Below are 15,581 nucleotides of genomic sequence, written 5' to 3' on the forward strand. Positions count from 1 at the left end.
TTTGTATTAATGAGGTGATAACATGAATCTAGAAACATTAGTCAATCAAAATTATAATATATTAAATGAAAACGAACACTATATTATTAAACAAATACTAAACAATCAAAAAGAATATAGTCAGTATTCATGTGAAAAGATTGCGAATGAATGTCATGTTTCTAGAGCAACTCTGCTTAGATTATGTAAAAAGATTGGGTTAAATTCTTTTTCTGATTTAAAATATTTACTAAAAAAGCATTATGATGAAGTAGTGCATCATGATACAGACTTCCATCAGATTTGTTTTAATTATGGACTACTCATTAATGATTTGAAAAAGATATCATTTCAGCCTATCTGTGAAAAGATATATAATGCAGATGTTATGTATGTTTATGGATCTGGCAATGAACAAAAAAGCTTAGCTCAGGAATTGAAAAGAATCTTCTTATCTATGAATAAATGTGTTATTGATCTCTTTGATCTAGGTGAAGTTGAATTCATGATGGGTAGCTTTAAATCCAATGATGTTTTTATCATTATCTCTTTATCTGGTGAAACAAAAGAAGGTATAGAAATCGCAAAAAGAATCAACAAGACTATACAGCTTATTTCTTTCACAAGACTATGCAATAACACAATTGCATCGCTTTGTGAATACAACTTATATGTTTCAACGCAGAAGATAGATGCATTACAAATAACTTCTTATGAAGTTGTAGGTGCCTTTTATGCTTTATTAGATTTATTATATATGAATTATATTGATTATAAAGAAGGTGTGTTAAATGAAGTTAGAACAACAGATTAATAAGTACTATGATTCACTCACACCTAATGAACAGTACATATGTGAATGTATCTTGAATCATAAAAATGACTGTATACGATTATCTATTGACGAGTTTGCAATCAAATATCATATATCTACAAGTGGCTTGTCACGTTTTTCACAGAAAATTCAATTATCAGGGTATAGTGAATTAAGAGCGGTATTACGTTTGAATGAATCAAACCAGGTCAAGAATAATAAAAGTATTGATCAACTAATGGATTGTTATAATAAGGTTATTGAAGATATTGATCAAAAAGATTGTACAAAAATATTTGAAAAGATGAATTCCGCAAATCGTATTATAGTATTTGGTGAAGACTTCTTTCAAGGCAGAGTAGCGAAGGAGATGAAAAGAATCTTTTTGCCAACAGGTAAGATTATATATGATGCTTATGGTCATGATATCATTCAAACATTAAAGAAGTTTATACAAGAAGATGATATTATTTTCTATATTTCATTAAATGGTCAATCTCCAACGATTATTGAGCTTGCACAGGAGATGCGTATGAGGGGGATTTATATGGTTTCTATCACAAAAATGCAGAGTAATATGTTAGCACGTTTATGTGATGATAATTTATATACCCAATCCATGCAGATACCAGTCAATGAACATTTGAAATATGATATCACAACACCTTATTTTATACTTATCGAATTATTTTATATTAAGTATAAGATGTATGTGAACACTGCACATATTCCCAATAACTGAAAATCTGTACCAAAGATGCACATATTTATTAGAGGATGTCGATTTATTGATATCCTCTTTTTTGAATGTTAGTATGAGTTTGCTAGCAGAAAAGGAGGAATAAATGTATAAATTACTACTACTTGATATAGATGGAACGCTAAGAGATGAAGTCAGAGGAATACCAGAGTCTGCCAGACAAGCGATTCATTTATGCCAAAAAAATAATTGTAAAGTGATTATTTGTACGGGAAGAAGTATGGGAACAATACAAAATGATGTTCTATCCTTAGGTGTTGATGGATTTATTGTTGGTGGAGGTAATTGTGTCCTATATAAGAATAATGAATTGTTTCATCAATCGTTTGATCAAAAGTTGATGAATCAGGCAATTGCACTATTGAAGAGTAAAGATGTCGCATTCTCAATAGAAAGTTCAGATAAAGTATTCATGAATCAAAAGGCTAAAGAAATATTTGATGAAATGAATAAAGCAAAATTAAGACATTCTTCTACGTCAAAGCAGTTTATATCAAAAAAAATAATTTATAAGAATAATATTGATGAATATCGAAATCAGAAGATACATAAAATCTGTTTATGGGCAGAGGAAGAATTATTCAAAAAAATGAAAGCGCTACTAAGAAATACAATGCAATTGGCACAAAGTGATCCAGAACATCATTATTATGAAATTATTCAATCAGGGTGTGATAAAGGAAAGGCAATCAAACGTTTACAGAATTATCTTAATATCAGTAGAGATGAAACAATTAGTTTTGGTGATGGACAAAATGATATTGCGATGGCCGATGCATCTCATACAGTGATTGCAATGAAAAGAAGTCATCCGATGTTGAAGGAAAAAGCAACATCAATATGTGAGGATATCTTTGATGATGGTATTTATAAGGAGTTAAAAAGAAGAGGTATTATTTAAGGAGATTAATTATGGAAAAGAAGTGGTGGCAAAAAGAAGTTGTATATCAAATCTATCCAAGAAGTTTTCAGGATAGTAATAATGATGGAATTGGTGATTTACAGGGCATAATTTCTAGATTAGATTATTTGAAAGATTTAGGAATTACATCAGTCTGGCTATGTCCAATCTTCAAATCACCCATGGATGATAATGGCTATGATATCAGTGATTATCTAGATATTGCTGAAGAATTTGGAACTATGGACGATCTTAAACAATTAATTGAAGAGGCAGATAAGAGAAATATCAAAATTATTCTAGATTTGGTTCTTAATCATACAAGTGATGAACATCCATGGTTCCAGGAAGCTTTACACAATCCTGAAAGCGCATACCATGATTATTATATTTTCAGACAGGGCAAAGAAGTACCAAATAACTGGCGTTCAGTATTTGGTGGAAGTGTATGGGAAAAGGTTGATGGACGTGATGAATACTATTTCCATTCATTTGGCAAGAAACAGCCTGATTTAAATTGGGAAAATCCTGAGTTAAGACAAGCACTTTATAAAATGGTCAATACCTGGTGTGAAATGGGGATTTCAGGATTTAGAATTGATGCTATTACATTCATTAAAAAGGATTTGAGTTTTGCAAGTCAAGAAAGTGATGGGGCTGACGGACTAGTAAAATGTACAAAGACTGTTAGAAATCAGCCAGGTATTGAAGAGTTCCTTGAAGAATTAAAAGAAGAAACATTTAAGAAATATGACTGTATGACAGTCGCAGAAGCTGCAGGTATTCGTTATGATCAATTAGAAGAATTTATTGGTGAGGATGGTTTCTTCTCAATGGTATTTGATTTCAAGTATGCTGATTTAGATATTGCTTCAGGATCTGAATGGTTTAAAAGAATTCCTTGGACAGTTTCTGATTTGAGAAAATTGATTATGGAGAGTCAGTTAAATGTACAAAAATATGGATGGGCAGCAAACTTCATTGAAAATCATGACCAGCCAAGAGCGACCACAAAATATCTATTGGAAAATGAAAATAATCCAGTTGCAGTTAAAATGTTAGGAGCTATGTATTTCTTCCTTAAAGGAACTCCATTCATTTATCAGGGTCAGGAATTAGGTATGATAAATTTCAAGAGAACAACTATTGATGAGTTTGATGACTTATCAAGTATTGATCAGTATCATCGTTCTATTGAAGAAGGTTATTCAAAAGCAGAAGCTTTAGAATTCGTTAATCTTAGAAGCCGTGATAATACAAGAACGCCATTTCCGTGGAATGATGGAGAAAATGCAGGTTTTTCAAAGCATAAACCTTGGTTAAAACTTGTTGAAAATTTTGATGATATCAATGCAAAAAATCAGATAAATGATCCTACAAGTATATTAGAATTCTATAAATCAATGATAAAGTTTAGACAAACAAGTGTTTATTCAGATTGTTTGATTTATGGATCAATTGAAGAAATTAAAGTGGAAGATGATGATGTCATTGCATACAGAAGAAAACTGGATGATATGGTCATTGATTGTTACTTTAGCTTCTCTAATTTTGAAGTTGAACTTGAAAAGAAAGAAGATTATGAGGTAATCTTCAATAATCTAAATTCTGTAGATTTAAATGATGTTATTAAGTTAAAACCATTTCAGGCAGTATTATTGAAAGTGAGATAAAATTATGGATAAATATAATAAAATAGCAAGAGAAATTATTGCACTTATTGGCGAAGACAATATTATTTCTGTTACCCATTGTGCAACAAGATTAAGAGTTATGGTCAAAGACAGAGACCTTATTGATGATAAAAAGATGGAAAAAGTGGATGAAGTAAAAGGTGTCTTCTTTACATCTGGACAGTATCAGATTATTTTAGGAACAGGTATTGTCAATAAAGTGTATGCTGAAGTTGAAAACATTGGTGTAAAAACTTTATCTAAAAAAGAACAGGATGAAGCTGTAAAGAATAATGAAAAGGGTATTAAACGTATGATGCGTACATTAGCAGATATCTTTGTACCCATCATTCCAGTTATCGCTGCAACAGGCTTGTTCTTAGGTTTAAAGGGTTGTTTATTTAATGACAGTGTATTGGCTTTATTTGGATTATCATCTGCACATATTCCAGCCTATATTCAAACACTTGTCTCTGTATTAACAGAAACAGCATTTGCATTCTTACCTGCTATTATCGTATGGTCAGCATTTAAAGTGTTTGGTGGTACACCAGTTGTAGGTTTAGTTATTGGTCTCATGTTAGTGTCACCAATCCTGCCCAATGCATATTCTGTTGCGGATCCTAAAAGTGGTGTTGAAGCAGTCATGGCATTTGGATTTATCCCGATTGTTGGGTGTCAGGGAAGTGTATTAACAGCTATAGTTACAGGTCTTATTGGCGCTAATCTAGAAAAATGGTTTCGTAAACATATGCCTAATGTATTAGATCTTATTTTTACTCCATTCTTTGTGATGTTAATTACTATGCTTGTAATCTTATTAGGCGTTGGTCCAGTAATGCATACTATCGAGCTAAAGATGGTTGCAATCATTAGAGCATTAATTGACCTGCCATTAGGTATTGGTGGATTTATTATTGGATTTACTTATCCATTAGCCGTTATTACAGGTTTACATCATACATATGTTATGATTGAAACATCTTTATTAGCTAATACAGGATTTAATGCACTTATTACGCTTTGTGCAATGTATGGTTTTGCGAATATTGGTACTTGTCTCGCATTTATTAAAAAATCTAAGAATGAACATGTAAAACAGACTGCAGTCGGTGCGATGTTATCGCAGTTATTTGGAATTAGTGAACCGGTCTTATTTGGTATCCAGCTTCGTTTTAACTTAAAGCCACTCATTATTATGTGTACTACTTCAGGTATTGGTGCTGCATTATTATCAATCTTCCATATTCAGTCTAATTCATATGGTTTAGCCGTATTACCTTCTTACTTAATGTATATCTATGAAGGTCATCAGTTGTTATATTATTTCTTGGTTTCAGTATTTGTAGTTGTATTATGCTTTATTCTTACTTATCTATTTGGCATTCCTCAGGAAGCTAATAATCCAGATAAAGAAGACTTAACAGCTGATGAATATTTTGTATCACCTGCAAAAGGTAAAATCATTGCATTAGAAGAAGTTCCAGACAAAACATTCTCTCAGAAATTATTAGGTGATGGATTTGCGATTGATATTACTGATGGAAAGATCATAGCTCCAATCTCTGGTAAACTGGAAACAGTATTCCCAAGTGGGCATGCATTTGGTATCAAAGGAGCAAATGGTGAAGTATTACTTCATATTGGTATTGATACAGTTTCGTTAAATGGTGAAGGATTTGATGTGAAAGTAAAACAGGGTGATTTTGTGAAACAAGGTGATGTTCTTGTCAATGTGGATTTAGATAAGATTCATCAGTTAGGTAAATCAACACTTACAATGGTACTTTTCACAGAAGGCAATAAAGTAAAAAATAATAATCTCAATAAAGAAGTTCAGGTGAATGAACAAATAGATATCACTTTCTAGTTATGAGTGTGGGGCTCACTATTAAAAGAAGCGAGAGTATCGCTTCTTTTTTTAACACTCTTTTTAAGTGTATTGTTGCTTTAAGTTATCTTATTCAGCAAAAATTCCATAACGATATGTCATGTGATATTTATTTGAGTTTAAGTAAAGGTATTTGTTAGGTTTAACACAATCTATGTGCTTCAGATACAAAACATATATAAATATCATGAAAAGTTTGTTCATTAAATATGTGGCTTATGCCACACCTTATAAAGGTATCAACTTTTTTACAGGTTGATACCTTTAGTAGTATGTAGAAAATATTTGTTTATAACTGTAAACGTTTCATTGATATTAAGTCCTAAAGACATATGTTATCATGTAGTCATGAGAATAAAATAACAAGGAAGGATGCAAATTTTATGAAATATTCAAAATTATTTAGTCCAATAAAAATTGGAAGTATAACTATTAAAAATCGATTTGCGATGGCTCCAATGGGACCTTTAGGTCTTGCAGATGCCAGTGGTGGCTGGAACCAGCGTGGCATTGATTATTATGTAGAAAGAGCAAAGGGTGGAACTGGACTTATTATTACAGGTGTTACATTTTTTGATCAGGTTGTGGAAAAACAGGACCCTACAACTGTTCCTAATCCACTTTACAAGCCTGTTAACTTTGTGAAAACAAGTAGAGAAATGACAGAGCGAATTCATGCATATGGAAGTAAAATCTTTTTACAGTTATCAGGAGGATTTGGTCGTGTGACTATTCCTACAAATGTAGGTGATATTCCACCCATTGCACCATCTGCAATCCCACATCGCTGGTTAGATAAGACTTGTCGTGCCATTACTGTAGATGAAATTCATGCTATTGTAAAACAGTTTGGTGAAGCTGCTTTCCATGCAAAAAGAGCAGGTTTTGATGGTGTGCAGATTCATGCTGTACATGAAGGTTATTTAATTGATCAATTTGCGATTTCAATGTTTAACCAAAGAACTGATGAATATGGAGGTTCTCTTGAAAACAGACTTCGTTTTGCAAAGGAAATAGTAGAAGAAATAAAAAAAACATGTGGTGATGATTTCCCTGTTACACTTCGTTTTAGTTTAAAAAGTATGATAAAAGATTGGCGTGTTGGGGCATTACCAGGAGAAGATTTTGAAGAAAAGGGCAGAGACACAGAAGAAGGCTTAAAAGCTGCTAAATTACTTGAAAGCTATGGCTATGATGCGTTGGATACTGATGTTGGAACATATGATGCCTGGTGGTGGAATCATCCTCCTATGTATCAAAAGAAAGGACTTTACAGAGAATACTGCAAAATGGTAAAAGAAGTAGTAGATATCCCAGTATTCTGTGCAGGTCGTATGGATAATCCAGATATGGCATTAGAAGCCATTGAAAATGGTGAATGTGATGTTATTGATCTAGGTAGACCACTACTAGCAGATCCAGATTATTGTAATAAATTAAGATGTGGTAAAATCACACAGATACGTCCATGTATTTCTTGCCATGAAGGATGTATGGGAAGAGTTGCTTCATATTCTCTTATTAATTGTGCTGTAAATCCACAGGCGGCTAGAGAGCGTGTTAATGCATACGTGCCTATTTTTAAAAAAAAGAAAGTGTTGATTGTAGGTGGTGGTGTTGCAGGATGTGAAGCTGCACGTGTATTAGCTATCAGAGGACATCAACCAGTAGTTTATGAAAAAGGAAGCAGACTTGGCGGTAATTTAATCCCAGGTGGAGCTCCTGATTTTAAAGAAGATGATATTGCATTAGCAGATTGGTATACAAATGAATTAAATCGTTTAGGTGTACATGTTCGTTTGAATACGGAACTTAATGAAGAAGAAATTAAAGCTATGGATTATGATACTGTGATTCTTGCGACAGGATCTAAACCAAAAGTATTCTCTTTGGGTGATGATTCACATACTTATACAGCAGAACAAGTTTTATTGAAACAGAAGGATGCTGGAAAGAAAACTGTTGTTGTAGGTGGTGGACTTGTAGGTTGTGAAACTGCTTTGTGGTTGGCGCAGAATGGAATTCATGTTACAATTGTTGAAGCATTAGATAAGGTAATGGCTGTAAATGGTCCACTTTGTGCTGCGAACAAAGAAATGTTGGAAGCATTGCTACCATTTAATGGAGTAGAAATTATCACAGGTGCAAAGGTTACAGAATTTGCGAATGGAGAAGTGAAAGTAGATACTAAAGAAGGTAGCAAGACTATTATGAGTGATAGTGTTATCCTTTCAGTTGGATATAAAGAAGAGAATACACTTTATAATAATCTTCAGTTTGATATTCCTGATCTTTATTTGCTTGGAGATGCAAAAAAAGTATCCAACATCATGTATGCAATCTGGGATGCATTCGAAGTAGCTAACCATATTTAATAGTGATATAAAGGTGACTGGTGATTTAAATTGGGTGATATAAAGAATTTTATATATTTTCAGAAAGTATATGAAATGCATAGTATGCATAGAGCAGCTGAACATTTATTTATTTCTGCACAAGGTCTTGGTAAAATCATCAAGAATCTTGAACACGAGTATAACACCACTTTTTTCGTTCGCTCTCAAAATGGTGTTGTTCCTACAGATAGTGCAAAATTATTTTATGACTGGAGCAAAGAATTAGTTTTGCAGGATGCTCATATTAAAACTGAAATAAATAATCTTAACAATGGAATAAATCGCTTACGAATTGGTTGTGCAAGTGGTATCTTAAAGGCTATTCAACTTAAGACAATATTAGATTTTGCAAACTCAAATAAAACTCTTCATGTAGAATGGAGTGAGTACAGTAATGAAGAAGTCATAAATAAGCTTCTTAATTATGATATTGAGTATGGTATTGTTGTTGGACTACATGATTATCCTAATTTAGAACAAGTAAAATTATGTCAATGTAATCTTGTTTTATATGTATATGAAGGACATCCTTATTATGAGAAGGAAAAAATCCCTCTAGATATGCTGAGGGATGAAAATATTATAATAATGAATGAGAGTTTTCATATATATAATGATTTCATTAAAGCCTGTAAAATAAAGGGGTTTACTCCAAACATAAAAGCAAAAACCATGGATGGCGGAACCTTGATGCATTTATGTAGGCAAAAAATAGGAATTGCGATTTCACCAAAATTTGAAGATGAAGCACCAGCAGGATTAAAGGCTATTGCATTTGAAGAGCCCTATCATTGGGATATTTATGGTACTTTTAGAAAAAATTCTAAAGATGATTCAATAAAAAAACTTCAAGTCGCATTATTGCCGCAAATCTAATTAAAGGTTTGTTTGAAACTATATAAAAAATCGTGTGAACAAAATTGATTTACACGATTTTTTTATATCATGACGAATGCTGTATTAATGGGGATATGACTCTGTTCTTGGAATAATTTCTTAATTTGGGGAATACATTGAACGAATGGGTAGAATATGCAACAATTGTTAATGAGGTAAAATTATGAAGTACAATAATATTGATTATATACAGAAAAATCCAGCCACAAAAGAAGAAATAATCACTAGATTACAGAATGCAGCTAAAGAAGATGAAGAATATCATATGGATGATGGTTTGATTGATGCAATCAATGAATATCCAGAACCTTTTGAGCTTGTAGAGCCTATTCTAGAAATTATAGGGACTCATCCTAGGGTTGATTTTGGTATGCCGGGGGATCTAGTTCATTTTCTAGAACAATTCTATAAGTATGGATATGAAGAATTATTAGTTTCTTCAGTAAGAAAAAATCCTACAGCACATAATATATGGATGGTACATCGCTGTTTCAATGATGTAAATAATCCGAAGAGAGAAATGTTTGTAGAACTCATGAAGGAACTTAAAGATGATTCATCAGTATCAATGGATATTAAGAAAGAAATAGATGAATTTGATTGGGAATAGAAGTAAGCTGAGATGAAATGGAAGACTCATTTTATTTCAGCTTTTTATGATACAAGAAAAGTTTAAGTTGTTTATTTATCGACATAAAAATATGAAAAATATGACATTATGTAAGTGTTTACATTGGTATACTAAATCTGTACTAAAAAGTAAGTATAAAGATATGCGCAGCTTTATGATTACATCAAATATGGAGGATTAAATATGAACTTTTTTGACAAATTTCAAAGAGGTCTAGAAAAAGTAGTTGGACCTTTTGCCACTGCTGTAGCAAACAGCCGTTATATTAAAGCTTTAACAGAAGGATTTATGTATACTATGCCTATTACATTAGGTGTAGCAGCAATTGCAGTTTTAGCAAACTTACCAATTCCTGCATGGACACAGTTTTTACAGAGTATTGGAATCTATGCGACTGCATTAGAAGTTGTTTCTTTAACTTTATCTTTATTAGCTATTTATGTAGTAGGAGCTATTGGATATGCTTTTACTAAGAATGAAGGAGAAAATGGAGCAATCGGAGCTGTTATGTCTATGGCAGCATTTATTATCTTAATTCCTGTTCAGACTTTTACAAATAAAGCAGGTGCTGCAGTTTCAACAATTGCAACTAGTTATTTAGGAAGCGATGGTATTTTCTTAGCAATCATTTTAGGTTTAGTTATTCCTGCTTTTTATTGTTTCTTAATGAAAAAGAACTTGAAATTAAAACTTCCTGATTCTGTACCACCAATGGTTTCTCAGTCATTAGCACCTACTTTTGTCGCAATGATCCTAATCACATCAGTATTTGCAGTTAAATATGCTTGTACATTTACACCATATGGCAATTTATTTACTCTTATTAGTACTTTGGTTGGTAAACCAGTATCTGCCTTTGGTGCAAATCCTATTTCACTTATTGCTATTTTTACATTAATGAACCTTATCTGGTTCTTTGGTGTTCATCCAAATGCAATTCTAATGCCTTATATGCCTATTTTAACAATTGTTGGATTAGCTAACCAGGAAGCATTCTTATCAAATCGAGCATTACCTTACTTAACATTTGCAGTTCTTGCTTCATGTATTCAGATTGGTGGAGCTGGAAATACTTTAGGATTATGTATTGCTTCATTCTTTGGTAAATCAGAGAAATACAAAACTATGAGAAAATTAGTTGCACCTGCAAACTTATTTAATATCAACGAACCAGCAATTTTTGGTTTCCCAATTATGTTAAATCCTATTTATCTAATTCCAATGATATTCTCAGCCCCTGTAAAAGGATTTCTTGTATTAGGATTATTGAAATTTATTCCAGTTTCAGTCAACCCAACTATTTCAATGCCATGGGTAACACCTGGATTTGTTACTGCATTTTTCCAGGGTGGGGTACCTCTATTAGTGATCTGGTTCCTTTCTTTAGGTATTGATTTCTTAATGTATTTACCATTCTTCTTAATTGATGATAAGAATGCATTAAGACAAGAACAAGAAAACGCATAGTACAAATTAGAAGTGAGCACATAAAAGGAGAAGTAAAATGGCTAAAATACAGTGTAACGTAATATCTTATACATTAATGAGAACAGTTGATATTGATGTGATTCTACCATCAGTTACAATTCCAGAATCTATGGGAATGAGCGGTGAAAAACCTCATCATGATTATTCTAAAAAATATCCAGTATTATATCTCTTACATGGATTTGGTAATAACCATGCACAATGGGGTGGCTATACAAGTGTAGAACTATTTGCGGAAGAGAGACAGATAGCTGTTGTTATGATTTCTGGAGAAAACAAGTATTACATTGATCACCCACAGGATGCATTTTATGACTTTATTGAAAACGAGTTACCAGAATTTATAGAAGGAGTATTCCCAATTTCTCATAGAAAAGAGGATCGCTATATTGCTGGCTTGTCAATGGGTGGATTTGGTGCTTTATATCATGGTTTATCAAATACTCATAAATATAATGCGATTGGTGCTTTTTCAGCAGCAGTAAAAATGAAAGGCAATCCTATTAACTTATATCAAATATTAGAAAACAGTGATGGAAACATCCCAGTTTATATGACTTGTGGAGATAAAGATTTTATATATGAATCTGACGTTAAGTTTGTTGAAGCAATGAAAGAAAAAGGAATGAATGTTGAGTGGATCAGTGTTAAAGATTATGAGCATGAATGGCGTTTCTGGAATCTTGCGATTGAAAGATTTTTAGATTGGATTCCTAGAACAGATGAATATTCAAATGCAAGAAGAAAAGTATAGTGGAGGTAAATTATGAGTTTTCCTAAGAATTTCTTGTGGGGCGGTGCAACTGCTGCAAATCAGTATGAAGGTGGATATTTAAGCGGTGGTAAAGGACTAGCTACTGCGGATGTTATTACAAATGGTGATATGCATAATCCAAGACGTATTGTTATTGAGTTGGAGGATGGAACAAGACAAACAATTAATCGTTTTCAGGATGTTCCTAAGAATGCAAAGGCAATCATTGATGATTCTGTTTACTATCCAAGCCATGTGGCAACTGATTTTTATAATCATTACAAAGAAGATATTGCTCTAATGGGAGAAATGGGATTTAAGACATTTAGAATGTCTATTAACTGGACTCGTATTTTTCCTAATGGTGATGATGAGCATCCTAATGAAGAAGGATTAAAATTTTATGATAATGTTTTTGATGAATGTCTAAAATATGGAATTGAACCGCTTGTTACTATTAATCATTTCGACCTCCCTTTAAATCTAGCAGTTCAATATCAAGGATGGTTAGACAGAAGAACAATAGAATTCTTCACTAGATATTGTGAAACAATATTTACAAGATACAAAGATAAGGTCAAGTACTGGTTAACATTTAATGAAATTAATTTTTTAAGAGATTATACTACACTTGGTATCTTTGAAGCATCTCAAAATGTACAGAATCAGCAGCAGGCAATTTATCATATTCTTCTAGCAAGTGCAAAAGCTGTTATGTTAGGCCATCAAATTAATCCTGATTTTAAAATTGGTTTAATGATTGCGAATATTCTATTCTATCCTGAAACATGTAAACCACTAGACTCAATCAAAGAAATGGAAATTGCAAGAGATTTTAAGGATTTCTATTATGATGTACAATGTCGCGGATATTATCCAAACTATAAATTAAAAGAATTAGAAAGACAGAACATCGTTTTGAAAACTGAAGAAGGAGATCAGGAACTTTTAAAAGAAGGTACTGTAGACTTTATTTCATTCAGTTATTATAACTCTTCTGTTATTTCTACTAAGGAAGTCAAAGAAGGTTCGTCAGGAAATCAAATTGGAGGCGCTAAAAACCCTTATTTAGAGGAATCTGAATGGGGATGGCCTATTGATGCGGAAGGATTAAGACTTGTATTAAATCGTTTATATGATAAGTATCAATTACCACTCATGATTGTTGAAAATGGACTTGGTGCATTAGATACAATTGAAGAAGATGGATCTATTAATGATGATTATCGTATTAATTATTTAAGAAAACATATCGAACAAATAAAGATTGCTATCGAGTATGATGGCGTTGATGTTTGGGGATATACACCATGGGGATGCATTGATTTGGTTAGTGCAGGTACAGGTGAAATGAAAAAAAGATATGGTTTTGTTTATGTAGATATGGATGATTTAGGAAATGGTTCTTTAAAAAGAACGAAGAAAAAATCGTTTAACTGGTATAAAAAGGTGATTCAATCAAACGGTGAAGAACTATAGATAGTTATTAAGAAATGGTTGTGGTATAATTCTGTAAGGTGAATTATATGAAGATTAAATATGATGAAGAATATGAAAATATAGATGGTGAAAATCTTAATTTAAGACGTTTTGATAAATATAAATATTGTCTATTTTTAAGTGATGTAGGAGAGAATCAGGAGTTATTTATTGTTGAACCTCATTGGCATGAATGGTTAGAAATTGTTCATATTACTGAAGGAGAAATGACTGTCTATACTCCGCAAGGAGAAACAATTGTTCATAAAGGGAACACTGTTGTTATCGGCATGCAGACATTACATAAGATAGTTGCAGAGACAGGACACTATAACTATCAATGTATACATATTAATATAGGTTTTATACTTCAACATATGTCTTCTTCTTTATTGAATGATAAAGTCTTTATTGTTCAAAATGAAGAAGAGTTTCAATCTTATTGTTCAACGTTAATACAGCTTATAAATCATGATGATGTTTACTCACAATTAAGATATAAAGCAAGTATATTAAATATTCTTGCACTATGTGTTCAAGAAACACAATCTGATTTATTGGATGCAAAAGATGAAATTAACGATATATTTTCAGATATTCTATTCTATGTGAGTACACATTATCAAGATAATATATCATTGCAGAAATTGTCGCAGGAATTCAATTACACAACACAACACATTTCTTTGCTCTTTAAGAAGAATTTGAATACAACTTATTATACTTATTTAACCAAGATAAGATTAGATCGTGCTAAGTTTCTATTGATGACAACACAAAAGAGAAACTTAGATATCGCAATTGAGTGTGGTTTTTCAAATGAACATTCTTTAATAAGTCACTTTAAGAAGAGCTATCATGAGACACCCTCTCAATTTAGAAAAAAACATCAGATAAAAGACGAGACTATTTCTTAGGAAATAGTCTCTTTTTAAAGGAGGAAAGTGTGAAACAAAAATCAATCAAAACGTATAAAAAAAGACAAACTTAAAAACAAGTTTGAATAATTTAGAAAAAATAGAATAATTGAATATTATGGTTTAGTTAATTTGGAAACGTCAAAACCTGATTTCTTAAGAAACTCAATTGCTGATTCTTCTGTTAAAACTTGTTGCTTTATAGGTGGCTTAGGATTTTTAAATGATTCATAATCTGAAGGATTAAATGTCTCTCCAGTAAGAATCATATGGTATATACTGACAAGCATCATTCTTGCAATTGCGATAATGGCTTTCTTGTGACCTCGTCTCTTTTTGATACGAGAATACTTGATTCCAAAATAGCCCTCCTTATCTTTGATTGCTCCAAGAGCACACTGAACTAATAAAGGTTTTAAATATTGACCTGCTTTAGAAATACGAACTGATTTTTTCTTATTAGCACTTTCGTTGTTTGCAGGTGCTAATCCAGCCCAACAGGTTAGTTGTTTATCTGATTCGAATTGTTTCATATCTACTCCGATTTCTGAAATAATAAGGATTGCAGATAAAGTGCTGATACCTGGTAGTTGGGTGATGTGCATGAATCGATCGAACATTGGTGCTGCACGTTTCATTATTTCGATTTCACAGTTATTAATATGGACTTGTAATTCTTCCATATGAGTCATTGATTCATTCATTTTAAACCTTTGATCAGTTTCGATATTGCAGTGTTTAATGGAATCTAGAATCTTATCTTTATTTTTACACGATCCATGGATACATTTCAAAATTTTCTCATCTTCAATGATATCTGACTCAAGTACTTCTTTCATGATTGCTTGTGCAGACTTTCCAAACGGATCTGAAAATACAGAACCAATACCGATATTGGAAACTGTCATACAGTTCTGATATCGATTACGTTCAGAGGAACGCATTCCAACCAATTTATAGCGATAGCGAGATATTTCTCGTAAAGCTCTTATTTCTTTGGG

At 32.2% G+C, this 15,581-nt stretch carries 13 protein-coding genes; 12 read left to right on the forward strand and 1 reads right to left on the reverse strand.

The window, feature by feature from the left end:
- The first annotated feature begins 22 nt into the window (after positions 1-22).
- The 12 genes from EAI80_RS01790 to EAI80_RS13725 all read left to right on the forward strand — a co-directional run bounded on the left by EAI80_RS01790 (position 23) and on the right by EAI80_RS13725 (position 14,580).
- On the forward strand, positions 23-793 hold the full coding sequence (locus tag EAI80_RS01790; protein ID WP_129980723.1) for a MurR/RpiR family transcriptional regulator: 771 nt from the start codon (positions 23-25) through the stop codon (positions 791-793).
- Positions 771-1,535, forward strand: coding sequence for a MurR/RpiR family transcriptional regulator (locus EAI80_RS01795; RefSeq protein ID WP_129980724.1), 765 nt, complete (start codon positions 771-773; stop codon positions 1,533-1,535). The genes EAI80_RS01790 and EAI80_RS01795 overlap by 23 nt, the downstream gene beginning before the upstream one ends.
- Before the next feature lie 103 nt (positions 1,536-1,638).
- Positions 1,639-2,454, forward strand: coding sequence for a Cof-type HAD-IIB family hydrolase (locus tag EAI80_RS01800; protein WP_129980725.1), 816 nt, complete (start codon positions 1,639-1,641; stop codon positions 2,452-2,454).
- 11 nt (positions 2,455-2,465) lie between these two features.
- Complete coding sequence (locus EAI80_RS01805; RefSeq protein WP_129980726.1) at positions 2,466-4,127, forward strand: alpha-glucosidase; 1,662 nt, start codon at positions 2,466-2,468, stop codon at positions 4,125-4,127.
- A gap of 4 nt (positions 4,128-4,131) precedes the next feature.
- The gene (locus tag EAI80_RS01810) at positions 4,132-5,997 is read left to right on the forward strand and encodes a sucrose-specific PTS transporter subunit IIBC (RefSeq protein WP_129980727.1); all 1,866 of its coding nucleotides are present in this window, start codon (positions 4,132-4,134) and stop codon (positions 5,995-5,997) included.
- 404 nt (positions 5,998-6,401) lie between these two features.
- Positions 6,402-8,393, forward strand: a complete 1,992-nt coding sequence (locus tag EAI80_RS01815; RefSeq protein ID WP_129980728.1) for an FAD-dependent oxidoreductase — start codon at positions 6,402-6,404, stop codon at positions 8,391-8,393.
- Positions 8,394-8,423: 30 nt separating this feature from the next.
- On the forward strand, positions 8,424-9,290 hold the full coding sequence (locus EAI80_RS01820; RefSeq protein WP_129980729.1) for a LysR family transcriptional regulator: 867 nt from the start codon (positions 8,424-8,426) through the stop codon (positions 9,288-9,290).
- Between the two features lie 184 nt (positions 9,291-9,474).
- Positions 9,475-9,921: a hypothetical protein gene (locus EAI80_RS01825; protein WP_129980730.1), complete on the forward strand. Its 447-nt coding sequence runs from the start codon at positions 9,475-9,477 to the stop codon at positions 9,919-9,921.
- 204 nt (positions 9,922-10,125) lie between these two features.
- The gene (locus tag EAI80_RS01830) at positions 10,126-11,409 is read left to right on the forward strand and encodes a PTS transporter subunit EIIC (protein WP_129980731.1); all 1,284 of its coding nucleotides are present in this window, start codon (positions 10,126-10,128) and stop codon (positions 11,407-11,409) included.
- A 37-nt stretch (positions 11,410-11,446) separates the two neighbouring features.
- Positions 11,447-12,184, forward strand: a complete 738-nt coding sequence (locus tag EAI80_RS01835; protein WP_129980732.1) for an alpha/beta hydrolase-fold protein — start codon at positions 11,447-11,449, stop codon at positions 12,182-12,184.
- A gap of 12 nt (positions 12,185-12,196) precedes the next feature.
- Positions 12,197-13,663 (forward strand): family 1 glycosylhydrolase, encoded by a 1,467-nt coding sequence (locus tag EAI80_RS01840; RefSeq protein ID WP_129980733.1) that lies wholly within the window; start codon positions 12,197-12,199, stop codon positions 13,661-13,663.
- A gap of 47 nt (positions 13,664-13,710) precedes the next feature.
- On the forward strand, positions 13,711-14,580 hold the full coding sequence (locus tag EAI80_RS13725; RefSeq protein ID WP_129980734.1) for an AraC family transcriptional regulator: 870 nt from the start codon (positions 13,711-13,713) through the stop codon (positions 14,578-14,580).
- A 116-nt stretch (positions 14,581-14,696) separates the two neighbouring features.
- Here the strand turns inward: EAI80_RS13725 and EAI80_RS01850 are convergent.
- On the reverse strand, positions 14,697-15,581 hold an 885-nt coding region (locus EAI80_RS01850; RefSeq protein WP_129980735.1), incomplete at its 5' end, for a transposase.

The sequence above is a fragment of the Catenibacterium sp. co_0103 genome, assembly GCF_004168205.1.
GTDB lineage: Bacteria > Bacillota_I > Bacilli_A > Erysipelotrichales > Coprobacillaceae > Catenibacterium > Catenibacterium mitsuoka_A.

Excerpts from the sequence above, each read along its gene's own strand:
- EAI80_RS01790 (WP_129980723.1), top strand. The coding sequence starts at position 23 with ATGAATCTAGAAACATTAGTCAATCAAAATTATAATATATTAAATGAA.
- EAI80_RS13725 (WP_129980734.1), top strand. The coding sequence starts at position 13,711 with ATGAAGATTAAATATGATGAAGAATATGAAAATATAGATGGTGAAAAT.
- EAI80_RS01825 (WP_129980730.1), top strand. The coding sequence starts at position 9,475 with ATGAAGTACAATAATATTGATTATATACAGAAAAATCCAGCCACAAAA.
- EAI80_RS01830 (WP_129980731.1), top strand. The coding sequence starts at position 10,126 with ATGAACTTTTTTGACAAATTTCAAAGAGGTCTAGAAAAAGTAGTTGGA.
- EAI80_RS01840 (WP_129980733.1), top strand. The coding sequence starts at position 12,197 with ATGAGTTTTCCTAAGAATTTCTTGTGGGGCGGTGCAACTGCTGCAAAT.
- EAI80_RS01810 (WP_129980727.1), top strand. The coding sequence starts at position 4,132 with ATGGATAAATATAATAAAATAGCAAGAGAAATTATTGCACTTATTGGC.
- EAI80_RS01805 (WP_129980726.1), top strand. The coding sequence starts at position 2,466 with ATGGAAAAGAAGTGGTGGCAAAAAGAAGTTGTATATCAAATCTATCCA.
- EAI80_RS01815 (WP_129980728.1), top strand. The coding sequence starts at position 6,402 with ATGAAATATTCAAAATTATTTAGTCCAATAAAAATTGGAAGTATAACT.
- EAI80_RS01835 (WP_129980732.1), top strand. The coding sequence starts at position 11,447 with ATGGCTAAAATACAGTGTAACGTAATATCTTATACATTAATGAGAACA.
- EAI80_RS01800 (WP_129980725.1), top strand. The coding sequence starts at position 1,639 with ATGTATAAATTACTACTACTTGATATAGATGGAACGCTAAGAGATGAA.
- EAI80_RS01795 (WP_129980724.1), top strand. The coding sequence starts at position 771 with ATGAAGTTAGAACAACAGATTAATAAGTACTATGATTCACTCACACCT.